Genomic DNA, 24,530 nt, shown 5'->3' with positions numbered 1-24,530 from the left:
CCCAGTCCCACCCGCCCCCTGTCGGCTGCTTCCCCCTGAAATACAGCGGGGGAGCCACTGGCTCCCCCGACTGTCATTGATGTGGCCGATATGGCGGCACCGACCCCTGTCAGGACTCCCACAGGATGCGCTGGCTGCCGGACCAGCGCTCGCCGATGTCCGCGTATTTTTGTTCCAGCAGGTGGCGGCGGATCTTCATGGTGGGGGTCAGCACCCCGTTCTCGATGTTCCAGGGGCTCTTGACCACCAGGATGCCCCGCAGGCGAGCATGGGATTCCAGCTTGTCGTTGACCCGATTGAGGGCAGCCTCCAGCTGGGCTTCCACCCCGGCTTTGTCCCCCTTCATGGCGCTCTCGGCGAGCTGCACCAGGGCGACCGGCTGCGGCATGCCGTAGCCGATGACGCAGAGCTGCTCGATGATGGGCTCCTGCCCGAGCATCCCCTCGATGGGCACCGGGGCCACGTACTTGCCCTTGGCAGTCTTGAAGACGTCCTTCATGCGGCCGGTGATGGTGAGGTAGCCCTCCCGGTCCAGCTTGCCCATGTCACCGGTGTGCAGCCAGCCCTCGGCGTCGATGGCCTCTGCACTGTGCTCGGGATCCTTGTAGTAGCCCACCATCATGCCGTCGCAGCGACAGAGGATCTCCCCCTCGTCGGAGATCTTGATGGTCACCCCGGGCCCGGCCTTGCCGACGGTGCCTATCTTGTCCGCCCGGAACGGGTAGTTGAGGGTGGAGTAGGCGTGGTTCTCGGTCATGCCCCAGGCCTCGGTGATATGGATGCCGATGCTGTGATACCACTCCAGCAGCGCCGGGGCCACCGGCGCCGAGCCGCAGCCCAGCACCCGCGCCTGATCCAGCCCCAGCCCCTTTTGCAGCTTGCTCTTGATGAGGCTGGAGACGAGGGGGATCTTGAGCAGCAGCGCCAGCTTTTTCTGGGGCAGCTTCTCGTGGATCTTGATGCGGAACATGGCCCAGAGCCGCGGCACCGAGATGAAGACGGTGGGACGGCAGCGCTTGACGTCCTCGATGAAGGTGTCGAGGGATTCGGGGAAGGCGATGGTGGCACCGCTGAACAGGCTGCCGCCGTAGATGTAGACCCGCTCGGTGATGTGGGCAAGGGGCAGGTAGGAGAAGCCGCGATCCTCGGCGGTGAGGGAGACCGCCTCCACCAGCTTCTCGCAGGACCAGGCATAGCGCTCCACGCTCAGCATGGCCCCCTTGGGCTTGCCGGTGCTGCCGGAGGTGTAGACCAGGCTCAGCAGGGCATCCGGCGCCTGCACCGGGCTGTCCGGGATGGGGTCGTATTGCGCCAGCAGATCGTCCCACTGGTGGGCGGCCGGCATGGTGTCGTAAGGCAGGGCGATACGCAGCAGATCCCCGGGCACCCCCGCCTCCTGGCTCTTCCAGTCGTCCAGCTTGCCGACGAAGATCGCCCTGGTTTCGCTGTGGCGCAGCACGTATTCGATGGTGTCGACGTTGGCGGTGGGGTAGATGGGCACGCTCACGTATCCCCCCATCTGCATCGCCAGATCGGCGATGAACCACTGGGCGCAGTTCTTGGAGAGCAGCGCCACCTTGTCACCGGGCTCCAGGCCCAGGGCACGCAGTGCCGTCACCATGCGCCGCGCCTCGTCGGCGACCTCACCCCAGGTGAAGTCGACGTATTCGCGGTGGATGGTCTGACGCAGATAGATTCGGTCGGGACACTGCCGCTCCCAGTGATAGAGCATCTCGAGCGGCAGTCTGGTGGCAATGCGTGAGGTGGAGGCCATGGTTTAATCCCTGAAACAAAAGGCGAGCCTCATTATTAACCTTTTGATAACACTCAGGGAAGCAGATTACTTAAACTTGTGTTTGAACTGCGAATGGGATCAAGCTTCCGCCTGGGCCTGCAGACGCTTCCACATCTCCTGCACCAGCACCTCGTCCTGCTCGGAGAGCTCACCCTGCAAGATGGCCTCGTTCAGGCTGCGCAGCACATAGCTCTTGACGTCCCGCACCAGGGTCTTGCCCTCCAGCTCGGCGCGCGCCACCGCAAGGGAGATGTGCCCTCGCAGATAGCCACCCGCAAACAGCTCGTCTTCGCTGGCCGTGGCGACCATGGCGTCGATCAGTCCCAACAACTTGTGTTCAAAATCGTGAATCGTCATTTAACGCAGCCTCATTTCCGGGGTTGCCGGCAAAAAATTCGGGGAGTGGAACCGCGATCCGGTTGATCGCGGCTCTCTGGCGCCAGGCCAGCCGCATCCTTGATGTCCTATTCCGGGTTGGCCACCGGGTAGATGACCTGATCCTTGTATCCCGTGGTTATGCGCAGATAACCACTCAACGACCGGTTCAGTGCCGGATCGTCGGTGTCCACCAGCAGCGGACGGCCTTCTAGCGCCGCCAGCTTGGCTTTGGTGGCGAGCACCTGGATATGCTCGCGCCCGACGGCCCGGATCACGTCTGGACTCAATTGCTGATTTCCGCGCCCGAACAGATGTCCCTGACCGCCGATCAGGGTGATGATCAGACGGCAGCGACGGCCGCGGATCCGGGTCAGGATCTCGGCGGCGCTGAGATCCTGCCCGATAAGCCGGCCATTTTCCACCAGATCCACACCGAGCAAGGTATTTTCCAGACCCAGCTCCCCCATGCAGGCGGCCACCGTGCTCCCCGACCCCATCAGGTAGAGGGTATCGGGCTCCATCTGCTCCACCACGCCAGCGGCGAGATCGGCGAGCACCAGCTCCTCGGACTCCCGCCCCCCCTGCTTGACCGCCTGCACGTAGCGCAGATCCCCGGGCACCAGCAGCTGGCCGTAGTGGCGGGCGCGCACCTTGCCGGCGCGAAACGCCTCCTCGTCGATGTCCATCACCTCCGCATCCACCAGGCTCAGAAGCTCCCCTGCGATCATTCTGGCCGCCACCCGGCCACTCGCCGCCGGCGTCACCCCGTAGACCCCGGAGTGGATCTTGCACCCCGCCGGGATACCTAGCACATGGCAGGACTCCCCCACCGCCGCGCAGATGTCACGGGCGGTGCCATCGCCACCGGCGAAGAGCAGCAGATCCACCCCGGCATCGCGCAGGGCCAGGGCGGCAGCCCGGGTGTCCTCGGCACTCGTCTGCGCCCCGGCAGGCCGATGAACGATGCGATGGGGCAGCCCCAGCTCGGCGGCGAGGTCGGCCCCCATCTCTTCGGCCACCGTCAGCAGCTCGAATGGGGTGGTCAGCTCGCACAGGGGCAACAGGGCCTGGCGAGCCCGCTCCCGGGCCTTGGGGACGGCCCCGCGCGCCAGCGCCTCGGCGACCATGCCGTCACTGCCCTTGAGACCGACGGCCCCGCCGATGCCGGCGACGGGGTTGATGATGAGCCCTAATCGAAACATGTTTCCCTCCTGTTGGATCGCCGCCATTTTTATCTTTTCCCGCCACTGGGACAAGCCATGACCCCCTGCTAAAATGCGCGGCTTCTACCTCAATCACTGTTCAACCAAGGTTCAATCATGCTGGAATGGATTGCGGACCCCTCCGCCTGGGTCGCGCTCGCCACCCTGACCCTGCTCGAGATCGTGCTCGGCATCGACAACATCATTTTCATCTCCATCCTGGTGGGTCGCCTGCCGGAAGCCCAGCGCCAGAAAGCGCGCATCCTGGGGCTGGGGCTCGCCATGGGCACCCGCATCCTGCTGCTGCTCTCCTTGGCCTGGGTGATGCGCCTCACCGAGCCCCTCTTCACCGTGCTGGGGGAAGCCATCTCGGGACGGGATCTCATCCTGCTGGTGGGGGGTCTGTTCCTCATCGCCAAGAGCACCCACGAGATCCACCAGAGCCTGGAAGGGGCCGCCGAAGAGGCGGGTGTGGTGAGCAAGACCGCGGGCTTCCTGTCCACCCTGGTGCAGATCGCCATCCTCGACATCATCTTCAGCCTGGACTCCGTCATCACCGCCGTGGGCATGGCGGATCATGTCCCTGTCATGGTGCTGGCCATCATCATCGCCGTCGGCGTCATGATGTTTGCCGCCAAGGCCATCGGCGACTTCGTCGATACCCACCCCACCATCAAGATGCTGGCCCTCTCCTTCCTTATCCTGGTCGGGGTGGCGCTGATGGCCGAAGGGCTGGATCTGCACATTCCCAAGGGTTACATCTACTTCGCCATGGCCTTCTCGCTGGTGGTGGAGATGATCAACATCCGCCTGCGCGGCCACCAGGAGCGGGCCAAGTAAACCGCGACCTGCCGAGAGATGGCCAAACAAAAAGCGCGACCCAGGGTCGCGCTTTTTTATTGCCCCGCCAACGGGGCGCCTTGGGCTCAGAGGGCGTTGCGAGCGGCCACAGCGTCCGCCAGGTTGCGCAGCAGCACCTCGGTATCGGCCCAGCCGATGCAGGCGTCGGTGATGCTCTGGCCGAAGGTGAGCTCGCACCCGTCCACCAGATCCTGACGCCCTTCCACCAGGTGACTCTCCACCATGACGCCGAACACCGCCTTGCTGCCGGCACGCAGCTGACCGGCCACGTCCTCGGCCACCAGCATCTGGTTCTTGAACTGCTTGCTGCTGTTGGCGTGGCTGAAGTCGATCATCACTTTCTGGGGCAGACCGGCCTTGTCCAGACCACTCACCACCTCATCCACGTGACGGGCGCTGTAGTTGGGCTCGCGGCCACCGCGCAGGATGATGTGACAGTCCGGGTTGCCGGCGGTCGAGACGATGGCGGAGTGACCGTACTTGGTCACCGACAGGAAGTGGTGCGGGGCGCTGGCGGCGCCGATGGCATCGATGGCCACCTTGATGGTGCCGTCGGTGCCGTTCTTGAAGCCCACCGGGCAGGAGAGACCAGAGGCCAGCTCGCGGTGTACCTGGGATTCGGTGGTACGGGCGCCGATGGCACCCCAGCTCATCAGATCCGCCACGTATTGCGGGGTGATCATGTCGAGGAACTCGGAGGCGGTCGGCAGCCCCATGTCGTTGAGATCCAGCAAGAGCTTGCGACCCAGGCGCAGGCCGTCATTGATCTGGCAGCTGTTGTCGAGGTAGGGATCGTTGATCAGCCCCTTCCAGCCCACTGTGGTACGGGGTTTTTCGAAGTAGACCCGCATCACGATCTCCAGCTGATCTTTCAGCTCGTCGCGCAGCACCTTGAGACGCTTGCCGTATTCCAGGGCGGCGACCGGATCGTGGATGGAGCAGGGGCCGATCACCACCAGCAGGCGATCATCGTCGCCGGCCAGGATGTTGTGGATGGCCTGACGGGATTCAAACACGGTGGCCGAGGCGGTGTCGGTCGCCGGAAACTTCTCAAGTACCGCAACCGGGGGCAATAACTCTTTGATTTCACTGATACGAACGTCGTCGGTTTGATGCTGCATGACCAAGTTTCCTGCTAGATGACTGCGATAAAGAGATCTCAATCTAGCCCTGTGCCGGGTCGGTGTAAATAGAAAATTACATTCTTCGGCAAGGAATTTTATTATCGCACCTTGCAAGTTTGTATAATGCTGCTAGGAGGCATGAAAAAAGCGGGGGGCAGAGATGAAAAGGCCCGCACGAAGCGGGCCGAAAGGGCTCAGGCCTGACTGACGCTGGCCAGCTTGTCGAAGTAGTCCGGGAAGGTCTTGGAGGTGCAACCCGGATCATTGATGGTGACCGGCGTATCGGAGAGTGCCACCAGGGAGAAGCACATGGCGATGCGGTGATCGTTGTAGGTGTCGATGGCCGCGTGGGTCAGCTGTGCGGGCGGAATCACGGTGATGAAGTCGTGCCCCTCCTCCACTTCCACGCCCAGCTTGCGCAGCTCGGTCGCCATGGCGTGCAGGCGGTCGGTCTCCTTCACCCGCCAGTTGTAGATGTTGCGGATGGTGGTGGTGCCCTCGGCAAACAGCGCCGTGGTGGCGATGGTCATGGCCGCATCCGGGATGTGGTTCATGTCCATGTCGATGCCCTTGAGCGGCCCCTGCTCGGCCTCGATGAAGTCATCGCCCCAAGTGATACGGGCACCCATCTTCTCCAGTACGTCGGCGAAGTGGATGTCCCCCTGGATGCTGTGCTTGCCGATGCCGGTAACCCGCACCTTGCCCTTGATGGCGCCCGCCGCGAGGAAGTAGGAGGCGCTGGAGGCATCCCCTTCCACCAGGAAGTCCCCCGGGCTGACATAGGTCTGGTTTCCCTTGATGTAGAACACCTTGTAGTCGTCGTGCTCGATGACCACCCCGAACTGCTTCATGATGTGCAGGGTGATGTCGATGTAGGGCTTGGAGACCAGCTCACCCTTGATGTGGATGCGAGTGTCGCCGGCCGCCATGGGGGCCGCCATCAAAAACGCCGTCAGGAACTGGCTGGAGACGGAGCCGTCGATGTGGACATCGCCACCCCAGAGCCCCTTGGCATCCACCACCAGGGGCGGATAGCCATCTTTCTTCAGGTACTGGATGTGGGCACCCGCTTCGCGCAGGGCATCCACCAGGTGGCCGATGGGGCGCTCTTCCATGCGCGGCTCGCCGCCCAGGGTGTACTCGCCGGAGCCCAGGCACAGGGCGGCGCACAGGGGGCGCATGGCAGTACCGGCATTGCCGAGGAACAGGTTGACCGGTGCCGAGACCGCGAAGCTGCGACCCAGACCGTGCACGGTGCACTCGGTCTTGTCGGCGGAGAGCTTGTACTTGACGCCGAGCTGGGTCAGCGCCGCCAGCATGTGGCGGATGTCATCGCTGTCGAGCAGGTTGGTCAGCCGGGTGGTGCCCCGGGCCAGGGCCGCCAGCAGCAGAGCCCGGTTAGAGACACTCTTGGAGCCGGGCAGATTGACCACCCCGGCCACGCTAGAAATGGGTTCCAAACGCAACGAATTCATAGACTTCCTGTTCGATCTCAATTAAATCACCTGACCGGACGTTAACAGCCCGCGTCCCCCGCGGCAAGTTCGACAATGGCACGACCTCGGGAGAGGGCGGCCTGGGTCAGGATGGGTCTGAAAAACAGACGCCGGGGAGTCCCCGGCGTCTGGCAATGGGGAGACACGCCTCAACCGTGGCGTTTGGCAAAGTCATCCATAAAGCTGACCAGGGCCTTGACCCCTTCCAGGGGCATGGCGTTGTAGAGGCTGGCGCGCATGCCACCGACGATGCGGTGTCCCTTGAGGGCCAGCAGACCGGCCGCTTCCGATTCCGCCAGGAACAGCTTGTCCAGGGCCTCGTTCTTCAGCTGGAAGGGCACGTTCATGCGGGAGCGGCAGGCCACATCCACCTTGTTGCCATAGAAGTTCGACTGATCGAGGTAGCCGTAGAGGAAGTCGGCCTTCTCCTTGTTGCGTGCTTCCATCGCCGCCAGGCCACCCTGCTCCTTGAGCCACTCGAACACCAGACCGGCCAGATACCAGGCGTAGGTGGGGGGCGTGTTGAACATGGAGTCGTTCTTGGCGGTGAGCTGGTAGTCGAAGATGGACGGCACATCGGCACGGGCCTGGTTCAGCAGGTCATCGCGCACGATGGCGATGGCCAGACCAGAGGGGCCTATGTTCTTCTGAGCACCGGCGTAGAGGATGCCGAAGCGGCTCACGTCGAGGGGACGGGAGAGAATGGTGGAGGAGAGATCCGCCACCAGGGGCACATCGCCGGTGGCCGGGATGTCGAACATCTCGATGCCATCGATGGTTTCGTTCGGGCAGTAGTGCACATAGGCGGCATCGGCGCGAAACGCCGGCGTCGGCAGCAGGTGGGAGACCCCCTGCTCGTTCTTGGCCACCCCCTGGAAGGTCTGGATGTCACCGTATTTCTGGGCTTCATCCACGGCGCTCTGGGCCCAGACGCCGGTCACCAGGTAATCAGCCTTCTTGTTGGCGCCACCCAGCAGGTTCATGGGCACGGCGGAGAACTGGCCGCGGCCACCGCCGTGCATGAAGAGCACCTTGTAGTTGTCCGGCACCGCCAGCAGGTCGCGCAGATCGCTTTCCGCCTTCTCGGCGACCGCCATATAGGGCTTGCCGCGATGGGAAAGCTCCATGACCGAGGCTCCCAGCCCCTGGAAATTACAAAATTCGCGCTGGGCGCGCTCCATGACTTCAACCGGCAACATGGCGGGGCCGGCGCAGAAGTTGTAAATCTGTTTGCTCATGACGCTTTCCGTGAATGGATGTGTGTGATCGGTGACTCGAACGTTTTTACACGACAGCCCCCCGTGGGGGCAAAGGCTTTTTGGGATCCAACGCAACCTTTTGCCCTGGCGCCACCGGGCACCCATCAGACAAAAGCCCTGAACGGGCCAGGGCTTGCAGAGAATATGCATGGAAACGGGGGCGAGACAGCACGGACGGCTTTACTTCGCCCCTTTGTGGCAAATTTACAGCTTGGCGGTGAGCTCCGGCAGCAGGGTGAAGAGATCCCCCACCAGACCGTAGTCCGCCACCTGGAAGATGGGGGCCTCCGCGTCCTTGTTGATGGCGACGATCACCTTGGACTCCTTCATCCCCGCCAGATGCTGGATGGCGCCCGAGATGCCCACCGCGATGTAGAGCTCGGGGGCCACCACCTTGCCGGTCTGCCCCACCTGCAGGTCGTTGGAGACATAACCTGCATCCACGGCGGCCCGCGATGCCCCGACGGCAGCCCCCAGCTTGTCCGCCAGAGCGTCGATGAGGGCAAAGTGCTCTTTCGAGCCGAGTGCCCGCCCGCCGGAGACCACCACCCGGGCCGCCCCGAGCTCAGGTCTGGCGGAGCGCACCGCACGCCGCTCGATGAGCCGGGTACGGCAGCGCACCTCGCCCACCGGCAGCGATTCCATCACGGCACGCTCCTCCCCGGACCCGGCCTTGGCGAACGCGGTGGGCCGCACGGTGAGCACCTTGATGGGGGCGCTGCTCGCCACCCGGGCGATGGCGTTGCCCGCATAGATGGGACGCAGGAAAGTGTCGGGCCCCTCAATGCCGGTCACCTCGGCGATCATCTCCACCCCGAGCCTGGCCGCCACTCGCGGCAGCAGATCCTTGCCCTGGCTGCTGGCCGCCATCAGGCAGTGCTGGTAGTCCCTGGCCACCTCGGCGAGCAGTCTGTCTACCCCGTCGTTGAGCCCCTCCGCCAGCATGGGATGTTCCGCCAGCAGCACCCGGTTTACCCCCGTGAGAGCGGCGGCCTGCTCCCCCGCCTCCGTCAGCCCCTGCCCCAACAGCAAGAGATGCACCTCGCCCCCCAGGCGCCCCGCCGCCGTGACCAGCTGGGCCAGGTTGTCGGCGATCCGCCCCTGATGATGTTCCGCAATCACAAGTACGCTCATGGCAGCACCTTCATGTCATCCATTGATCCCTTGCTCCCCGGGGCCGCTGCCCCATGCATGGCGCTCACGCCTGCGGGAGGCATCCCTCTCATGCCCCTGCCCATCAGAGCACCCGGGCTTCGTGCTTGAGCTTGTCCAGCAGCTCGTCCACCGAGCCCACCCTGATGCCGGCGCTGCGCACCGGCGGCGCCATCACCCCGAGCTGCCGTGTCTGGCCGGCCGGCACCACCCCGAGGGCGGCGAACGGCTGGCTCTCCAGCGGCTTGCGCTTGGCCTTCATGATGTTGGGGAGGGAGGCGAAACGCGGCTCGTTGAGGCGCAAGTCCACGGTCACCACGGCGGGCAGCGCCATGCCGAGGGTCTCGAGACCACCGTCTATCTCGCGGGTCACCTGCAATTCCCCCTCCACCAGCCTGATGGCGGAAGCGAAGGTGGCAAGCGGCCAGTCATTGAGGGCGGCGAGCATCTGCCCCACCTGATTGTTGTCGGAATCGATGGACTGTTTGCCGAGCAGCACCAGATCGGGCTGCTCCTGCCCGCACACCGTTTGCAGGGCCCGGGCCACGGTGAGCGGGGTCAGGGTCTCGCCGGTAACATAGTGCAGCGCCCGATCCGCCCCCAGCGCCAGGGCATGGCGCAACTGCTCGGCCGCCGCCTCGGGGCCGAAGGTCACCACCACCAGCTCGGATGCCACGCCGGCTTCCCGCAGCCTGACCCCCTCCTCCACCGCGATTTCACAAAACGGGTTGATGCCCATCTTCACATTGGCGAGCTCCACATCGGAGCCATCCCCCTTGACCCGGATCCTGACGTTGTAATCAACGACCCGTTTGACTGCGACCAGCAGCTTCATGGCGGTCATCCCTCATACCTGTTGTGTGGGCCCACCTTGTCGTCACTCACTTTTCTGCTGACAAAGTGGTTTACGTTTACGTAAACTACCAGTACTACCCTAGGCCAAGTCGAGCACAGAGGCAAGATGGAACGCGAAGCAATGGAATTTGATGTCGTCATCGTCGGTGGCGGCCCGGCAGGCCTGAGCGCCGCCATCGCATTGAAGCAGCAGGCCCCGGCCCTCTCGGTCTGCCTGCTGGAGAAGGGGGCCGAGATAGGCGCCCACCTCATCTCCGGCGCCCTGCTCGATCCCGTCGCCCTCAGGGAGCTGCTGCCAGAGAGCTGGCAGGAGGCCCCCCTCGGCGTGCCGGTGACGGATGATCAGGTCCATCTGCTGCAAAGCGACAGCCGCTCCCTGCAACTGCCCCACTGGGCGGTGCCACCCCGCATGCACAATGACGGCAGCCACATCATCAGCCTCGGCACCCTCTGCCGCTGGCTCGGCAAGCAGGCCGAGGCCCTCGGTGTCGAGATCTACCCGGGCTTTGCGGCGAGCACCCTCATCGTGGGGGAGGGCCGGGTGCGCGGGGTGGTGACCGGCGATCTTGGCCTCGACAAGGAGGGCAACCCCAAGCCGGATCACGTGCCCGGCATGGCCCTGTATGGCCGCTATACCCTGTTTGCCGAAGGGGCGCGCGGCCACCTCGGCAAACAGCTAATCGCCCGATTCCATCTGGAAAATACCGCCCAGCCGCAGCATTACGCCATCGGCTTCAAGGAGGTGTGGCAGGTGCCTGCGGGACAATCCCATCCTGGGCGGGTGCTCCATGGCAGCGGCTGGCCCCTTGGTGAGGGAAAGGGCAACAAGAGTCAGGGGGGCTTTTATCTCTATCATCTGGCCCAGGATCAAGTGGCAGTCGGCCTTATCGTCGATCTCAACTACCAGAATCCCTGGCTCAGCCCCTTCGACGAATTCCAGCGTCTCAAGCACCACCCCCTCATCGCGGCAACGTTGCAGGGGGGCGAGCGCATCAGCTACGGCGCACGAGCCATCACCAAGGGGGGCTGGCACTCATTGCCGCGCATGCACTTTCCCGGCGGCCTGCTCATCGGCTGTGACGCGGGCACCCTGGACTTCTCCCGCATCAAGGGGATCCACACCGCCATGAAGTCCGGCATGGTGGCGGCCGCGACGGTCGCCATGGCACTGCGAGGAGGGGATGAAGGGGGACGGGATCTGGCCGAGTTTCAGGACGCGCTGCTGCAAAGCTGGCTGACCCGGGAGCTGAAGAGGGCCCGCAACGTTGGGGCCGCCCTGCACCGCTTCGGCCCCTGGCTCGGCGGCGCCTTCAACTGGCTGGAGCAGCGACTCTTTGCCTTGACCTCTCCTTTTACTCTGCTGGACAAGGAGCCGGATTACCGCCAGCTGCGCCTGGCCAGCCGTTGCCAGCCCATCGACTACCCCAAACCCGACGGCAAGCTCAGCTTCGACAAGCTCTCGTCTGTCTATCTGGCCAGCACCAGCCACGACGAGGATCAACCCTGTCACCTGACCCTTCAGGACGCGCGCATTCCGGTCGAGGTCAACCTGCCCACCTGGGCCGAACCCGCCCAGCGCTACTGCCCGGCGGGGGTGTTCGAGATCCTTGATGGGGATACCCTGCCAAGGCTGCAGATCAACGCCGCCAACTGCATTCACTGCAAAACCTGCGACATCAAGGATCCCAGCCAGAATATCGTCTGGACGCCGCCCCAGGGCGGCTCGGGCCCCAACTACCCCAATCTGTAACAGGCTTGCCCACGCACACCAGAGCAGATAACAAGGAGACGCCGCCCCGGAACACCGCCCGGAGACCGTTTCCTGCGCTTGGCCGGGGGCTGTCGCAGGGCGACCATAAACCCGCCATTCCCGCCGGTGAGCCCGGGCCCTCCTCCACTCCAGGGCGAACAAAGGAGGCGACGCCGGGATCGCCCGCATCGGGGTCGCCACGGCTGATCCGACCTCGCCGCTTTTTTGAGCGAACAGGCTGAACCCCTGATGAATAGGCCCTGACAAGCGGGTCCCGCCCCTGTATAGTTCGCCGCATTCAGGTTGTCCATCGGCCTCGTTATGCTATTTCATGGGATCGCTTTCCGTGCGATCTAAGGCCGCATGAACCTGTGCAACCATCCCTGATTACCCATGACTTCTTAAGGGGGGACAGATGATCACCGCCTACATTCTCAATAACAAGGTGCTGGACATAGTCACGCTCGGGCCGGATGACATCGTTCCCGACAACACCGTCTGGCTGGATGCCTACAAGCCGGACACAGCGGAGCGAGAATGGTTGACGGGCCTGTTCCTGGAGGAGGTGCCGGACAAGGAGGAGCTCGATGACATCGAGGCATCCGCCCGATTCTACTGGGACACCGACGGTCTGCACATCCACTCCCTGTTTCCCCAGCGCATCGGTCGCGACACCAAGGGTGTGCACGTCTCTTTTACCCTGCGCAACAACCTGCTGATCAGCATTCGCGAGGATGACATCGGCCTGGTGCGTCTGCTGCGCCACTACATGCGTCAGGACAGGCTGGAGGTCGAAGACGCCCTCGACATCCTGCTGGAGGTGCAGAACCTCAAGGTGGAGTACCTCTCAGACCTGATCGAGGATGGCTACAAGACCCTGGAGAACACCGCCGATCAGATCTTCGAGCCGGACCAGATCAACCCCATGCTCAAGGAGCTGATGGCCCAGGAAGAGGCCAACGGCCAGATCCGTCTCTCCCTGCACGATACCCGCCGCGCCCTGCGCTTTCTCAAACGCAGTCTGCGCCAGCGCATGACGGGGGAGCAGAATAAGTGGATCGACGAGATGCTGCACGACGTGGAATCCCTGCTGCCCCATACCCAGTTCCTGTTCGACAAGATCAACTTCCAGCTGGAGGCCTCCATGGGGGTGACCAATCTGGAGCAGAACAAGGTGATCAAGATTTTCTCGGTAGCCGCGGTCATCTTCCTGCCGCCGACCCTTATCGCCAGCATCTACGGCATGAACTTCGGCCGCATGCCGGAGCTCGCCTGGGAATACGGCTACCCCCTCTCCCTGGTGCTGATGGTGATGTCATCGCTGGGCACCGGTCTCTTCTTCAAGAGAAAAGGCTGGCTGTGACGCCGGAACCCGGCAACTAAAGACTGTGGATTGGGGGGGCTGGCCCCCCGATTAATTCCCGGCCGTTGCCGGCCTTGCAATGGCCTGCCCTGTGCCCCATATCCCCTTCATCACTCGCACTGCATGAATGGATACCGGGCCACCATGACCCTCTACCCCGAACACCGTTACGACGATCACGGCCAGTTGCGCCCCCCGCTCTGGTTCTGGCCCATAGCCCTCTTGCTGACCCGCTCGGTCTGGCTGTTTCTGATGGCGGGGGTCACCCGGGAGAGTGGCAGCGCCATCCTGACCCTCTTCTACCCGGACAAGCTCACCCTCTATGTCAGCCTGCTGACGGACGTGCCCGCCATGCTGGCGCTGCTCGCCTGCGGCGGCACCCATCGCCAGACCCACAGTGCCAGAGCCTGGCTCAGACGCCACAGCCGCGCTCTGCTGCTTTGCTCCACCGCGAGCGGCCTGGTGATGCAACTGCACAGCCTCAATCTGCAGCAGTGGTCGTTCAACTGGCCCACCGCCCTGGTGCTCATCGCCAGCCTCTGGGCGCTCTGGTATCTGCTAAGAAGCCGCCAGTTGCGGGATTACGCTCTGGATCAGCCCCACTGACAGGCTGGTTCACTGGCGCGTGACCCGGATCTGCAGAGTCTGGCGTTCGCTGCCGCTGGCCCCGCCCATGCCTGATGGATTGGCGATCGCGGCCTCCCGGCTGCCTTGGGTTGTGGAAAGCTCCCCCACCGTCAGCCACTGGCCCGGGGCGCCGCTCACCTCGGTGGCACTCTGGCCGGTGTGTATGTTGCCTCGCTCCACTCTTGCCTGTTCACTGCTGAGGGCCACCTGCACCCTGTCCCCTATCAGGGTCGCGGTGGCGTAGAGACCGTTCATCAGCGGCATCATGCCCACCACCCTTCCCCCCTGCCACTGGTAAAAGGTGACCGGCTGATAGGACCCCATCTGCAACAACACGGGCCGCCCGGAGAGGCCACGCACCTGCCAGTTGTCACTCTGGCTGCGTTCATAGTGCCGGGCATCCCCCTCCAGCAACCACTGCCGTTTGGCATCCAGGCCGAGCCCCACTCCGGCCTGCTGACGGCTGGAGGCGCCATCCACCCGCCACTCGATGAGCAGGCTTTGGGGCGGCTGGTTCACTTGCGCCAGGGTACGCTCGGCCTCCTGCAACTGGGCGGGGGTTCCGCTCAGTACCAGCTGGTTGCCCATGGCGCTCACCCCGAGATCCGGGTAGATCTCCTTGAGCGTCTGCACCGCGGCATCCGCCTCGAATACCGGTATGACCTTCACTTCGGCCCTCAGGGGCAATGCCAGCAACAGGCAGCACCCCAGCCCCCAATACCCTGATCCAGCGCGCATCTTCTCCTCCCGGCGTTCACCGCCACCCTCTCGCTTCCTGCCATCATGGTCCATGGCGCCCCGATTGCAACGGGCCTGGTATGCAACCCCATACAGAGGCATCTGATAAAGACTCGTTAAGATACCAATCAATACAAATAAAAATGGTTATCATTTGTTGTCACAACAAAAACCCTCGGATACAATTCGGACTCATTTTTTCGAGTCAGCCTCTGATGAAGCCAGAATCCGTCGCATCCACCCCTGCCGCCATCCACCTGGCGCTGCTCATCAACATGCTCTCCATGGGCTGCATGATGATGGTGATGCCCCTTGGCCCGGAACTGGTAACCCGTCTGGGGATGCTGCCGGAGCAGACAGGTTACTTCAGCGGCGGCGCCACCCTGGGAGCCGCCCTGCTGGGCCTCCTGGCCGCCCCCTGGCTCGATCGGGTCAACCGCAAACCCGCTCTGCTGGTACTGCTGGTCCTGCGCTTCCTGCTCTTGATGGCTTGCGCCCTGGCCGAGGATAGCCAGACACTGCTGCTGCTCTTTATCCTGTCCGGCTGCGTGGCCGGCCCCCTGGGGGCCATCCTGATGGCGGCGGTGCTGGATCTGGTACCGCCCGCCGAGCGGGGCCGCCGTCTCGCCTACGTGGGCATGGCGTTTTCCCTGGCCGCCATTCTGATCGTGCCCGCGGCCCTCGTGCTGGCCCAGTGGTCTGGCTGGCAGAGCCCCTTCCTCTTGTTTGGTGCAGGCGGCCTGCTGCTGGCCCTGCTGTGTGCCATCTGGCTGCCGTCCCTGCCGGTCAACCGGGCCCCGGCAGGCCAGGGGATGCGCCAGTTGCTGGGGTCACCGCTCTGCCAGGGAGCCCTCTTCATCCTCTGCCTGCAGATGTTCGGCCACTTCCTGCTCATTCCGCACTTTGCCAACTACTTCCAGTTCAACCTGGGTTTCCCGCGCGAGCAGATCGCCAGCCTCTATCTGTGCGGCGGCCTTGCCAGCATGGCCACCATGCGCCTGTGCGGCGGCTGGATCGATCAGGGCCGCGCCCAGGGCGCCATCCTGCTCACCAGCCTGGCCCTGGCCCTGATCACCCTGGTGGGCTTTGCCTTGCCAGCAGGCCTGCCTCTCTATCTGCTGTTCACCCTCTTCATGGCCCTGAGCTCCGCCCGCGCCAGCACCACCCTCGCGGTCACGGCGGCCATTCCGGCCCCCCATCAGCGCGCCGCCTTCATGTCTTTCCAGGGCTCGGTCACCAATGTGGCAGCGGGCCTCGGCAGCCTGCTCTCCGCCAGATATCTGGTCTCCGACGAGGGGGGCGCCCTGCACGGTTTCCCCACCCTGGCCTGGATCAACATTGCGTGCACCCTGGTGGCCTGCGCCGGTGTCTGGTTCCTCATCCGGGGCCTGAAGCGCACAAGAGATAACAATAATCCTGCCTCTGGCACCGCCAGACAAGGAAGTCAGTGAGCACCGGATCAGAAGAATCCGGACCCCATAACCTCAGTTATATCCATGGAGTTTTTGACAATGCAGTTGCAGCACGGCCTCTTTAAACTGAACCCCATTCTGCTCTCCCTTGGTCTGCTGGCCGTACCGGGCCTGGCCCAGGCCGAGTCCGTCAAGGCCAACGAGACGGTGGTGGTCACCGCCACCCAGACCAAGCACACCGAGCTGACCGCCCCGGCCAGCGTCTCCGTGGTCACCCGCGCCGATCTGGACAAGATGAACGTCAACAACATCGGCGATGCCCTCAAGCACGTGCCCGGTGTCAACATCATCGGCACCAACCCCACGGGTCGCAACGAGATCAAGATCCGCGGCATGGGCGGTGACTACACCCTGCTGCTGGTCAACGGCAAGCGGGTCAACGCCCGCGAGACCCTGGGCAGCTCCTTTGGCAACGACTTCGACTTAAGCTCCATCCCCATGGCCGCCATCGAGCGCATCGAGGTGATCCGCGGTCCCGTCTCCTCCCTGTACGGGGCCGATGCCCTCGGCGGCGTGGTCAACGTGATCCTGCGCCAGGCCAAGGAGAACACCGAAGCGGCCGTCGGCTACACCCACACCATGCCCACCAAGGGGGATGGCGGGGATGCCAACCAGGGTAGCGCCTTCGTCTCCGGCGCCCTGATCGACAACAAGCTGCTGGGCAGCGTGGTGGTGGAGGGCTATCAGCGGGATCGCTGGAAGAGCGAGCAGTCCAACAACCCGGATGCCGACGCCCTGGAGAAACGGGAAGTGGTCAACGTGCTCTCCAGCCTGAAGTGGCTGGTGGCCGACAACCAGGACATCGACTTCGATCTGGGTTACAACCAGAACGACATGGACAGCTACTTCAACAACGTGCCCCGTGCCCCGACCGCACCGGCCACCCCCCACAACGTGCAGAAACTCGATCGCCTGAGCCTGGGGCTGACCCATAACGGCCGTTGGGAACACTTCGACAGCCGCGCTCGTTACTACTTCGAGCAGACCGATCTGATGGATGACTCCCAGCTCAACGGTGGCGCCGCCGACATCACCCAGACCAACAACACGGTGGATGGCCAGTTGAGCGGCTACCTCGGGGATCACCTGCTGACCTCGGGTGCAGAGTTCCGCAAGACCGAGCTGGAGCACAGCCGCAGCATCCAGAACGGCAGCGTGGATGCGAGCCAGAGCGCCCTCTACCTGCAAGACGAGTTCGGCTTTGGGGATCTGGCCCTGACGCTCTCCGGCCGTCTGGATCACCACGAGACCTATGGCAACGAGTTCAGCCCCCGTGCCTACGCCCTCTACTCCCTGAGTGACGAGTGGGTGATCAAGGGCGGCGCTGGCAAGGCGTTCAAGGCCCCGACCCTGGCCCAGTCCAGCGAAGGATTCGCCACCACCGCCTGCCGCGGCGCCTGCAAGGTAATAGGCAACCCGGATCTGAAGCCGGAAACCTCCGTCAGCTACGAGCTTGGCACCGCCTACAACGCCGATCGCTTCGGTGCAGGGGTGACCGGCTTCCACAACGAGATCGAGGATCTGATCCAGAGCGATCAGTGGGGCCCGGGCTACCGTCCGACCGTCATGACCTACCTCAACGTCAAGAAGGCCCGCATCAAGGGGCTGGAGCTGACCGGCTGGTTCGACGTGCTGGACAACGTGCAGCTGACCGGCAACCTGACCCTGCTCGACTCCGAAGACAAGAGCACGGGTGACGATCTGGCCAAGACCCCGGATCACACCGGCAACATCGGCCTGGACTGGAAGGCGAGCGACGTGGTCAGCGCCAACCTGGCCTGGCAGTATGTCGGCAGCCAGGTGATCAAGGTGCCGGCCCGCAACGCCCAGGCATTCACCTCCAAGCACTACCAGACCCTGGACGTGAACACCAAGTGGACCGTCACGCCGGCCCTGGACTTCAAGCTCGGCATCACCAACCTCACCAACACCCAGCGTGACGAGGTGGCGACCGACGCCGACTTCATCCTGGAAGGTCGCACCGTCTACGCAGGGGTCGATTACAAGCTGTAATCCATCCTGTATGCGGGAGCCCCGGTCGCGGGGCTCCCTTTTTGCGTTTCTGCCTCCCCGAATTCAAGGAGTCATTGAGTGCTCAGATACCAAGCTCGGCTGTTCTGGCTCGGCGTGCTGCTCCTCTTCCTGCTGATTTGTCTGTCACTGGCCACCGGGGCCGGTGTCTATGGTGGCCGCGAGGTCGCCGGTTTCCTGATGGGCGATCCCGCCTTCGTGGCCGATGAAAAGCTCGCCATGATAGTCCATACCCTGCGCCTGCCCCGTACCCTGGCAGCCCTGGTGGTGGGGGCGTCACTCTCCCTGGCGGCTTCCATGCTGCAAAGTGCCACCCGCAACCCCCTGGCCGAACCCGGCCTGCTCGGGGTCAATGCCGGCGCCGTCTTTGCTCTGGTGATCGGCCTCACCTGGTTTGGCGTCGAATCCGCCTACGGGTATCTGCTCTGGTCCGGCATGGGGGCCCTGCTCGGCAACCTCATCGTGCTGGGCCTCGGCCTCATGGTGGGGCGCTCCAACCCCCTCAAGCTCATCCTGGTAGGGGTCGCCCTCTCCGCCACCTTCGGCGGTCTTTCCAATTTCCTGCTGCTCTCCAACCGGGTGGTGCTGGAGCAGTTCCGCTTCTGGAACTTAGGGTCCCTTGCCGCCTCCAGTCTGGAAGCGGTACTCACCGTGGTCCCCTTCGCCCTGGCCGCCCTGCTGCTGACACTGGCGCTCTGTCGCCCTCTCACCCTGATGCAGATGGGGGATCACCAGTCCAGGGCCCTCGGCATCCGCCCCACCCGGGTGCGGATCGGCGTGCTCCTGGCCGCAACGCTCTTCACCGCCTGCGCCATCGCCATCGCCGGTCCCATCGGCTTTGTCGGCTTCCTCGCCGCCTACTGCGCCCGCCTGGTGGAGCCGGTTCGCCTCGCCATCCAGGTACGCTTCTCCGCCCTGTTCGGGGTGCTCTTTCTGCTCGGTGCCGATGTGCTGGCCCGCTGGCTTATCCAGCCCTACGAGCTGCCCAACGGCGTCATTCTGGCGCTCATCGGGGCGCCTGTGCTCATCCTGGTGGTGCGCAGCGGCGGCTTCCGCTCCCTGCTGGCCGTCAAATAAGGTGCCACGCCCATGAAGAACTCTCTCTCACTCCCGAGCGGCACCCTCTGCCTTCGCCTTGGCAGCCGCACCCTGTTGCTGCACCGCCGCGCCTGGCTCATCACCCTGTGGCTCCTGGTCACCCTCACCCTGCTCTCCCTGCTGGCCCTCACCCTGGGTTCCGGCAAGATCACCATGATGGGGGTGATCCAGACCCTGCTCGGGGAGGGAAGCCGACTCGATCAGGTGACCGTCTTCAAGATCCGACTGCCGCGCCTGTTGGCGGTGCTGGTGGCTGGCGCCGCCATGGGACTCTCGGGCTGCCTGGTGCAGACCCTGGTGCGAAACCGCCTCGCCACCCCGGACATGATCGGGGTCAACGAGGGGGCATCCCTGGCCATCATCATCTTCTCCCTCTATCTGACCCTGGGTACCTGGCCCTGGTGGGCCGCCCCCTTCGGCGCCCTGTTTGCCGCCGCCGTGCTCTATGCCCTGTGCAACAAGCCGGGGGAGCAGGGCTACCTGTTCGTGGTGATCGGCATCGGGGTCTCGGAGCTGATGAACGCCCTCGGCCAGTTCGTCATGTCCACCCAGTCCCTGGTGCACCTCACCAGCCTCTATCTGTGGAACATGGGCAACTTCGTCGGTCAGGGCTATGGCACCTTGCTGCCGGTAAGCCTGCTGCTCCTGCTCATCTGTCCCTGGACCGTCTGTCTCTCCCGCTCCCTTGGCGTGCTGCGCCTGGGACCGGTCACCGCCCGAACTCTCGGGGTGAACGTGAACCGGGTGCAGCTCGGGGTGCTGGCCCAGGCCATCATCGTCGCAGCCCTTGGCACCGCCATCGGCGGCCCCGTGGTTTTCATCGCCATGGCGGCCCCCATCCTTGCCTCCTGGCTCAGCCGGGATCGCATCGTGCCGCTCTGGATTGCCGCCCTGTGCGGCGCCCTGATGCTGCTCGCAAGCGACACCCTGGTGCGGGTGCTGGCCAGCCCCCACGAAGTGGCTACCGGCATCATGACCCGCATTCTCGGCGGCCTGCTGCTGCTCTTCATCCTGCTCAAAGATCGCCAGAAGGCCGACTGACCATGGCATTCATCCATTTTCAATACAGACCGAGGGCCGCCCGATGACGCTCACCGTGAACCGACTCCAGTTCGGCTACCCGCAAAAGACCATCTTCAAGGAGATCTCCTTCTCCCTCCCCCGGGGCAAGCTGGTGGGGATCGTCGGCCCCAACGGCGGTGGCAAATCCACGCTGCTCAAGCTCCTTGCGGGACAGGAGCAACCCCGGTCCGGGGAGATCCTGCTCAAGGAGAAGCCACTCGGTGCCTATGGCGCCAGAGCCCTGGCTCGGGAGCTCGCCTATCTGCCCCAACGTCCCCTGGTCCCCCCCGGTATCCTGGTGGAGCAGCTGGTGCAATATGGCCGCCATCCCCATCAGGGCTGGTTCAATCAGTGGAGCGAGGAAGATGCCCGCATGGTGGACTGGGCCCGGGAGCGGATGCAGCTCGATGCCATCTGGCACCAGAGCGCCAGTTCGCTGTCCGGCGGTCAGGCCCAGCGGGTGTGGCTCGCCATGGTGCTGGCCCAGGATGCGGACATCATCTTGCTGGACGAGCCCACCAGCGCGCTGGACATCGGCCACCAGACCGAGGTGATGGAGGCCATCCATCGGGTCGCCGCCGAGGGCAAGACGGTGCTTATCGTCATCCACGATCTCGCCACCGCCGCCCGCTACTGCGACGAGCTGATTGCCCTGGGGGATGGCGCCATCCAGGCCATGGGCCCGGCCCGGGAGGTGGTGACCAAGCCCCTCATCGATCGCCTCTACCAGACCGATGTGGACATACTGCACGCCCCCGGCGACGGGGCCCCTGTCATCGTGCCCCGCCGACGGGCTGACGAAGTGCCCCGCCTGCGCACCGACCATGGCGTGTCGGCCTGAGCCAGATCCTGTGCCCAAAAAAGAAACCGCCTGATGGCGGTTTCTTTTTTGGGCTTTGCGTTGGCGTTATCCGGGCGCTGGCATCGTGCTCACAGCAGCAAGACGGTGAGCACACCCCCCGGCAGGGCTTGCCAGTGCAGGGTGCAGCGCCAGCCGGCAGGCAGGGCCGGCGTCAGCGGGCATTTGAGCTCCAGGGTGAGAGTCTGCACCGTCATGGCGAGCCAGCGGGCATCGAGAAAATCAAAGTAGCGCCCCACCCTGGGATAGAGCCCCTTGAAGAGGCTCTCCTTGGCGGAAAACACCAAGGTCACGCCCTCTGCCAGGCTCAGCTGGGCGTCGTGAACCCCCGCCTCCAGCCGCCCCCACTCCTCCCCATCCATGATGCCGGGCCAGAGCTGCGCCCCTTGGTCGCCATCGAGCCAGGCCTCCAGATCCAGCCCTATTCCCTCCTGGCCCGGGCGCACCGCACACAGGGCCACCCCCTCTCCCGCCAGCCGGCTGTGGCTGATGCTCCCCTCCACCCCTTCAGGCCAGAGCGGCTCCCGGGCCGCTCCGATGTCCACGCTGCATCCTGCAAGACCGAAGGGACGCAGGGCCTCGCGGGCCGCGAGGCGCCCCGCCAGAAACTCCCCGAGGCGCTTGGGGGCAGCCCCCTGCAATGAAGCAGGCAGGGTGATGCCCTGGGCCCCAAAGCACTCCGGCGAGAAGGCGGCGGGATCAAAACTGACCCGATGAAGAGGCAGCGTCTCCAGGCCCGGCAGGCACAAGGTATCGGATTGACGGACAAAGGATCCATCGAGTGAGGGACAACGAGGCAACATGAAAGGCTCCTGACAGGGGTCTGCGATGGTACCAAAGCAAGCCGAGGTCATGCCACAAATACAAATGACAACGCTTCTCACTTGCTTTGTGGTAGCATGTCCCCGCCCATTCGGGGCTGGCCGGGCGGCTCTCAGGCACTTTCCACAGACTCCGGCCCACCGATTTCACCCATAAGGATGTCACCATGAAGATCTTCTCCCCGCTGGCCACCTTGCTCATGCTGGCCAGCCTGACGGGCTTCCAGGCCCAGGCGGGCAGCCGCCAGGTCATCGATGCCAACGGCCAGTCCCAGAGCGTCCCCGATGCGCCCCGGCGGGTCGTCGTGTTGAGCGAACTCGATCTCGACAGCGCCCTGACTCTGGGGGTGCAGCCGGTAGGCACCGTCAATGGACGCGGCCAGTCCACCCTGCCCCGCTATCTGCTGGACAAGGCGGGCAAGGAGATCGCCGTGGTCGGGGATCTGGACAACCCCAATCTGGAGACCCTCATCGATCTGGAGCCGGACCTCATCCTCACCGGCCAGACCAAGCCCGAGCTCCTCGCCCTGCTCAAGGAGATCGCCCCTACCGTCGTCACCGGCAACTGGGGCGAGCCCTGGAAAACCGTGTTCGGTCGCAGCGCCGACGCGATGAACCGGGTGGCCGAGGCCAAGGCGTTCCTCACCCGGTATGAGGCCCGCCTGGCAGAGGCCCGCAGCAAGCTCGCCCAGCATCAGGGGGAGCAGATGAGCATAGTGCGCTGGAACCCCAAGGGGCCGAGCTACATGCACGGCGGCACCTTTGCCAGCAGCGTGGTCACCGAGATGGGGCTCACCCGACCGTCCCACCAGATTGGCGACAAGAGCCCCCACTCCCCGGCCCTGAGCCTCGAATCCCTCAACCTGCTGGACGGTGACTGGCTGGTGATCGGCACCCTCAGCACCAGCGGGGATGCGGTGGATGCCATGAAGCAGGCCGAGCAGACCCCGGCCTTCCAGCAGCTCGGCGCCATCAAGGGCAAGCGCTTCGGCGCCGTGGACGGGTCACTCTGGACCTCCACCGGCGGCCCCCAGGCGGCCCTCAAGGTGATCGACGACGTCGAGCGCCTGCTGACCAAACCGAATGCCGCCCCCATCGCTCACTAATCCCCCCTCGGTTGACGGCCAACAAGAAGCCCGCATGATGCGCAATGCTGATCAGTTAAGGATCCATTGACCGATCCTTCTGCTGTAGGACAATCCGGAACCAATCACTGGTTCCGGATTTTTTTATGTCTATTGCAAACGATCTGAACGATGTTGTTGAGGCATCTGGCGACATGCTGGCTCGGCTGGCCATTTTTGCCGACCATATTCCCGACGAATGGATTACTGCCGCTGCCGCCTTGTCTGAAAAGGCCACTATCCGCCGACGCCGCTTACCTTCTGATATGGTCTTGTGGCTCGTCGTGGGGATGGCCTTTTTCCGCAATGAGCCCATCTCCGAGGTCGCTCGGCGCCTCAACATCTGTGCAGAAGGGTTGGCCAATGATGCCTTGCTCGCGGACAGTGCCCTGTCTCAGGCCCGTCAGCGACTCGGCAAACAGCCGCTCGAGTGGCTGTTCAAACAGTGCGCCGATGTGTGGGGGCGGGAACGTTATCCTGAAGACCATTGGCACGGTTTACAGGTCTTTGCCATCGATGGGGCCCTGTTCCGAACCCAGGATATGCCTGAACTCAGAGCACATTTCGGCTCGGGTAACACCTCAACCAACCGGCAGACACCCTACCCGATGCTGCGGTTGGTCACGCTCATGAATGTCCGCTCGCATGTCATTGCCAACGCGGCCATCAGCCCGTACCGCAAAGGGGAAATCCCCCTGGCCAGCGAGTTCATTCACTCATTGCCGGACAAGTCAGTGACCCTGCTGGATAAAGGCTTCTTCGGTGCCGACCTGTTGCTGCGTATTCAGGCCGAAGACACCGACCGTCACTGGCTCATCCCGGAACGCAAGGGGCTGGTATACACGGAACTTGAGCGCTATGGCGACGGTGACCGTCTGTTGCAAATGACGGTCTCGCCTCAGGCTCGCAAGAAAAACCCGGCGTTGCCGACACACTGGCAAGTTCGCGCAGTGACCTATGAGGTGGCAGGCAAGGAGAAAACGGTCTTTACCTCCCTGCCCGTGGCGCGATTCAGTGCAGCTCAGGTGGCGACCCTGTACCACGAGCGCTGGGAAATCGAGCTGGGATACCGGGATATCAAAAGCGCGATGCAGCACAACGCCATCACGCTGAGAAGCAAGAAAGTGGACTTGGTCTATCAGGAGCTGTGGGGATTGCTGCTTGGATACAATCTGGTCAGGCGGGAGGCCAGCCAGGCCGCCGTAGCCCATCAGCGAGCGCCCAATGAGGTGAGCTTTAAGTTTGCCTGTCAGCTCATCGCGAACCAGATGGCAGTGATGGCGGGCGCGTTATCGCCAGCCCATACGCCACGGAGGTTGGCGGAGTTGCGGGGCTGCATAGGCGTCATGTTCATAGAAAAACGCCCCAGGCCATCGAGACCCAGGGCGGTGAAGATATCAAAGACCCGTTTTCCGGTAAATCGCAATGCGGCTCCGCTTAAGTGAACAGCATTGCGCATGATG

At 63.9% G+C, this 24,530-nt stretch carries 21 protein-coding genes; 11 read left to right on the top strand and 10 right to left on the bottom strand.

Going from position 1 to position 24,530, the window contains the following annotated elements:
* Window positions 1–109: 109 nt before the first annotated feature.
* The 3 genes from C2U37_RS17770 to C2U37_RS17760 all read right to left on the bottom strand — a co-directional run bounded on the left by C2U37_RS17770 (window position 110) and on the right by C2U37_RS17760 (window position 3,375).
* Entirely contained in the window at window positions 110–1,774 is a 1,665-nt protein-coding gene (locus C2U37_RS17770) for an AMP-binding protein (RefSeq protein ID WP_010674458.1), read from the bottom strand.
* A gap of 99 nt (window positions 1,775–1,873) precedes the next feature.
* Window positions 1,874–2,152, bottom strand: coding sequence for a YfcL family protein (locus tag C2U37_RS17765; protein ID WP_010674457.1), 279 nt, complete (start codon window positions 2,150–2,152; stop codon window positions 1,874–1,876).
* A gap of 107 nt (window positions 2,153–2,259) precedes the next feature.
* Entirely contained in the window at window positions 2,260–3,375 is a 1,116-nt protein-coding gene (locus C2U37_RS17760) for an ATP-NAD kinase family protein (RefSeq protein ID WP_069652588.1), read from the bottom strand.
* 117 nt (window positions 3,376–3,492) lie between these two features.
* Between C2U37_RS17760 and C2U37_RS17755 the strand changes: the two genes are divergently transcribed.
* Window positions 3,493–4,215 carry a TerC family protein gene (locus tag C2U37_RS17755; protein ID WP_010674455.1) on the top strand — a complete coding sequence of 241 codons (723 nt, stop codon included), beginning with the start codon at window positions 3,493–3,495 and terminating at the stop codon, window positions 4,213–4,215.
* Window positions 4,216–4,301: 86 nt separating this feature from the next.
* Here C2U37_RS17755 and aroG read toward each other — a convergent pair whose 3' ends face one another.
* The 5 genes from aroG to C2U37_RS17730 all read right to left on the bottom strand — a co-directional run bounded on the left by aroG (window position 4,302) and on the right by C2U37_RS17730 (window position 10,102).
* Window positions 4,302–5,357, bottom strand: a complete 1,056-nt coding sequence (gene aroG / locus C2U37_RS17750; protein ID WP_041212942.1) for a 3-deoxy-7-phosphoheptulonate synthase AroG — start codon at window positions 5,355–5,357, stop codon at window positions 4,302–4,304.
* A 197-nt stretch (window positions 5,358–5,554) separates the two neighbouring features.
* The gene (gene aroA / locus C2U37_RS17745) at window positions 5,555–6,835 is read right to left on the bottom strand and encodes a 3-phosphoshikimate 1-carboxyvinyltransferase (RefSeq protein ID WP_042863731.1); all 1,281 of its coding nucleotides are present in this window, start codon (window positions 6,833–6,835) and stop codon (window positions 5,555–5,557) included.
* Window positions 6,836–7,005: 170 nt separating this feature from the next.
* On the bottom strand, window positions 7,006–8,094 hold the full coding sequence (gene serC / locus C2U37_RS17740) for a 3-phosphoserine/phosphohydroxythreonine transaminase (RefSeq protein WP_104452802.1): 1,089 nt from the start codon (window positions 8,092–8,094) through the stop codon (window positions 7,006–7,008).
* 225 nt (window positions 8,095–8,319) lie between these two features.
* The gene (locus C2U37_RS17735) at window positions 8,320–9,249 is read right to left on the bottom strand and encodes an electron transfer flavoprotein subunit alpha/FixB family protein (RefSeq protein WP_104452801.1); all 930 of its coding nucleotides are present in this window, start codon (window positions 9,247–9,249) and stop codon (window positions 8,320–8,322) included.
* 103 nt (window positions 9,250–9,352) lie between these two features.
* On the bottom strand, window positions 9,353–10,102 hold the full coding sequence (locus tag C2U37_RS17730; protein WP_039038996.1) for an electron transfer flavoprotein subunit beta/FixA family protein: 750 nt from the start codon (window positions 10,100–10,102) through the stop codon (window positions 9,353–9,355).
* Window positions 10,103–10,228: 126 nt separating this feature from the next.
* Here C2U37_RS17730 and C2U37_RS17725 point away from each other — a divergent pair, with 126 nt between their 5' ends.
* The 3 genes from C2U37_RS17725 (at window position 10,229) to C2U37_RS17715 (ending at window position 13,841) form a co-directional block, all read left to right on the top strand.
* Window positions 10,229–11,872 carry an electron transfer flavoprotein-ubiquinone oxidoreductase gene (locus C2U37_RS17725; RefSeq protein WP_104452800.1) on the top strand — a complete coding sequence of 548 codons (1,644 nt, stop codon included), beginning with the start codon at window positions 10,229–10,231 and terminating at the stop codon, window positions 11,870–11,872.
* Between the two features lie 415 nt (window positions 11,873–12,287).
* Window positions 12,288–13,235, top strand: a complete 948-nt coding sequence (gene corA / locus C2U37_RS17720; protein WP_005301617.1) for a magnesium/cobalt transporter CorA — start codon at window positions 12,288–12,290, stop codon at window positions 13,233–13,235.
* 144 nt (window positions 13,236–13,379) lie between these two features.
* Window positions 13,380–13,841, top strand: a complete 462-nt coding sequence (locus C2U37_RS17715; protein ID WP_045524977.1) for a DUF2919 domain-containing protein — start codon at window positions 13,380–13,382, stop codon at window positions 13,839–13,841.
* A 9-nt stretch (window positions 13,842–13,850) separates the two neighbouring features.
* Here C2U37_RS17715 and C2U37_RS17710 read toward each other — a convergent pair whose 3' ends face one another.
* Window positions 13,851–14,600, bottom strand: a complete 750-nt coding sequence (locus tag C2U37_RS17710; RefSeq protein ID WP_103259986.1) for a hypothetical protein — start codon at window positions 14,598–14,600, stop codon at window positions 13,851–13,853.
* 215 nt (window positions 14,601–14,815) lie between these two features.
* Here C2U37_RS17710 and C2U37_RS17705 point away from each other — a divergent pair, with 215 nt between their 5' ends.
* The 5 genes from C2U37_RS17705 to C2U37_RS17685 all read left to right on the top strand — a co-directional run bounded on the left by C2U37_RS17705 (window position 14,816) and on the right by C2U37_RS17685 (window position 21,104).
* Entirely contained in the window at window positions 14,816–16,051 is a 1,236-nt protein-coding gene (locus C2U37_RS17705; RefSeq protein WP_104452799.1) for an MFS transporter, read from the top strand.
* Window positions 16,052–16,111: 60 nt separating this feature from the next.
* On the top strand, window positions 16,112–18,085 hold the full coding sequence (locus C2U37_RS17700; protein WP_010674445.1) for a siderophore amonabactin TonB-dependent receptor: 1,974 nt from the start codon (window positions 16,112–16,114) through the stop codon (window positions 18,083–18,085).
* Between the two features lie 78 nt (window positions 18,086–18,163).
* Window positions 18,164–19,180: an amonabactin ABC transporter permease subunit 2 gene (locus tag C2U37_RS17695; protein ID WP_010674444.1), complete on the top strand. Its 1,017-nt coding sequence runs from the start codon at window positions 18,164–18,166 to the stop codon at window positions 19,178–19,180.
* A 12-nt stretch (window positions 19,181–19,192) separates the two neighbouring features.
* Entirely contained in the window at window positions 19,193–20,242 is a 1,050-nt protein-coding gene (locus tag C2U37_RS17690; protein ID WP_104452798.1) for an amonabactin ABC transporter permease subunit 1, read from the top strand.
* Window positions 20,243–20,285: 43 nt separating this feature from the next.
* Window positions 20,286–21,104: an amonabactin ABC transporter ATP-binding protein gene (locus C2U37_RS17685; RefSeq protein ID WP_104452797.1), complete on the top strand. Its 819-nt coding sequence runs from the start codon at window positions 20,286–20,288 to the stop codon at window positions 21,102–21,104.
* An 89-nt stretch (window positions 21,105–21,193) separates the two neighbouring features.
* Here C2U37_RS17685 and C2U37_RS17680 read toward each other — a convergent pair whose 3' ends face one another.
* Window positions 21,194–21,925, bottom strand: coding sequence for a 4'-phosphopantetheinyl transferase family protein (locus C2U37_RS17680; RefSeq protein WP_104452796.1), 732 nt, complete (start codon window positions 21,923–21,925; stop codon window positions 21,194–21,196).
* A 185-nt stretch (window positions 21,926–22,110) separates the two neighbouring features.
* Here C2U37_RS17680 and C2U37_RS17675 point away from each other — a divergent pair, with 185 nt between their 5' ends.
* Both C2U37_RS17675 and C2U37_RS17670 read left to right on the top strand, forming a co-directional pair.
* Window positions 22,111–23,049 carry an ABC transporter substrate-binding protein gene (locus tag C2U37_RS17675; protein WP_104452795.1) on the top strand — a complete coding sequence of 313 codons (939 nt, stop codon included), beginning with the start codon at window positions 22,111–22,113 and terminating at the stop codon, window positions 23,047–23,049.
* Window positions 23,050–23,174: 125 nt separating this feature from the next.
* Window positions 23,175–24,512, top strand: a complete 1,338-nt coding sequence (locus tag C2U37_RS17670) for an IS4-like element ISAeme15 family transposase (RefSeq protein ID WP_104452794.1) — start codon at window positions 23,175–23,177, stop codon at window positions 24,510–24,512.
* Window positions 24,513–24,530: the final 18 nt, after the last annotated feature.

It is taken from the genome of Aeromonas sp. ASNIH1, from assembly GCF_002934285.1.
GTDB lineage: Bacteria > Pseudomonadota > Gammaproteobacteria > Enterobacterales > Aeromonadaceae > Aeromonas > Aeromonas caviae.
The sequence above is the reverse complement of the archived record's forward strand: the minus strand, read 5'-3'. Positions and strand labels throughout refer to the sequence as shown.

What these genes read in the sequence shown, in the direction of transcription:
- C2U37_RS17770 (WP_010674458.1), bottom strand. Translation starts at nt 1,774, where the DNA reads ATGGCCTCCACCTCACGCATTGCCACCAGACTGCCGCTCGAGATGCTC.
- C2U37_RS17765 (WP_010674457.1), bottom strand. Translation starts at nt 2,152, where the DNA reads ATGACGATTCACGATTTTGAACACAAGTTGTTGGGACTGATCGACGCC.
- C2U37_RS17760 (WP_069652588.1), bottom strand. Translation starts at nt 3,375, where the DNA reads ATGTTTCGATTAGGGCTCATCATCAACCCCGTCGCCGGCATCGGCGGG.
- C2U37_RS17755 (WP_010674455.1), top strand. Translation starts at nt 3,493, where the DNA reads ATGCTGGAATGGATTGCGGACCCCTCCGCCTGGGTCGCGCTCGCCACC.
- aroG (WP_041212942.1), bottom strand. Translation starts at nt 5,357, where the DNA reads ATGCAGCATCAAACCGACGACGTTCGTATCAGTGAAATCAAAGAGTTA.
- aroA (WP_042863731.1), bottom strand. Translation starts at nt 6,835, where the DNA reads ATGAATTCGTTGCGTTTGGAACCCATTTCTAGCGTGGCCGGGGTGGTC.
- serC (WP_104452802.1), bottom strand. Translation starts at nt 8,094, where the DNA reads ATGAGCAAACAGATTTACAACTTCTGCGCCGGCCCCGCCATGTTGCCG.
- C2U37_RS17735 (WP_104452801.1), bottom strand. Translation starts at nt 9,249, where the DNA reads ATGAGCGTACTTGTGATTGCGGAACATCATCAGGGGCGGATCGCCGAC.
- C2U37_RS17730 (WP_039038996.1), bottom strand. Translation starts at nt 10,102, where the DNA reads ATGAAGCTGCTGGTCGCAGTCAAACGGGTCGTTGATTACAACGTCAGG.
- C2U37_RS17725 (WP_104452800.1), top strand. Translation starts at nt 10,229, where the DNA reads ATGGAACGCGAAGCAATGGAATTTGATGTCGTCATCGTCGGTGGCGGC.
- corA (WP_005301617.1), top strand. Translation starts at nt 12,288, where the DNA reads ATGATCACCGCCTACATTCTCAATAACAAGGTGCTGGACATAGTCACG.
- C2U37_RS17715 (WP_045524977.1), top strand. Translation starts at nt 13,380, where the DNA reads ATGACCCTCTACCCCGAACACCGTTACGACGATCACGGCCAGTTGCGC.
- C2U37_RS17710 (WP_103259986.1), bottom strand. Translation starts at nt 14,600, where the DNA reads ATGCGCGCTGGATCAGGGTATTGGGGGCTGGGGTGCTGCCTGTTGCTG.
- C2U37_RS17705 (WP_104452799.1), top strand. Translation starts at nt 14,816, where the DNA reads ATGAAGCCAGAATCCGTCGCATCCACCCCTGCCGCCATCCACCTGGCG.
- C2U37_RS17700 (WP_010674445.1), top strand. Translation starts at nt 16,112, where the DNA reads ATGCAGTTGCAGCACGGCCTCTTTAAACTGAACCCCATTCTGCTCTCC.
- C2U37_RS17690 (WP_104452798.1), top strand. Translation starts at nt 19,193, where the DNA reads ATGAAGAACTCTCTCTCACTCCCGAGCGGCACCCTCTGCCTTCGCCTT.
- C2U37_RS17685 (WP_104452797.1), top strand. Translation starts at nt 20,286, where the DNA reads ATGACGCTCACCGTGAACCGACTCCAGTTCGGCTACCCGCAAAAGACC.
- C2U37_RS17680 (WP_104452796.1), bottom strand. Translation starts at nt 21,925, where the DNA reads ATGTTGCCTCGTTGTCCCTCACTCGATGGATCCTTTGTCCGTCAATCC.
- C2U37_RS17675 (WP_104452795.1), top strand. Translation starts at nt 22,111, where the DNA reads ATGAAGATCTTCTCCCCGCTGGCCACCTTGCTCATGCTGGCCAGCCTG.
- C2U37_RS17670 (WP_104452794.1), top strand. Translation starts at nt 23,175, where the DNA reads ATGTCTATTGCAAACGATCTGAACGATGTTGTTGAGGCATCTGGCGAC.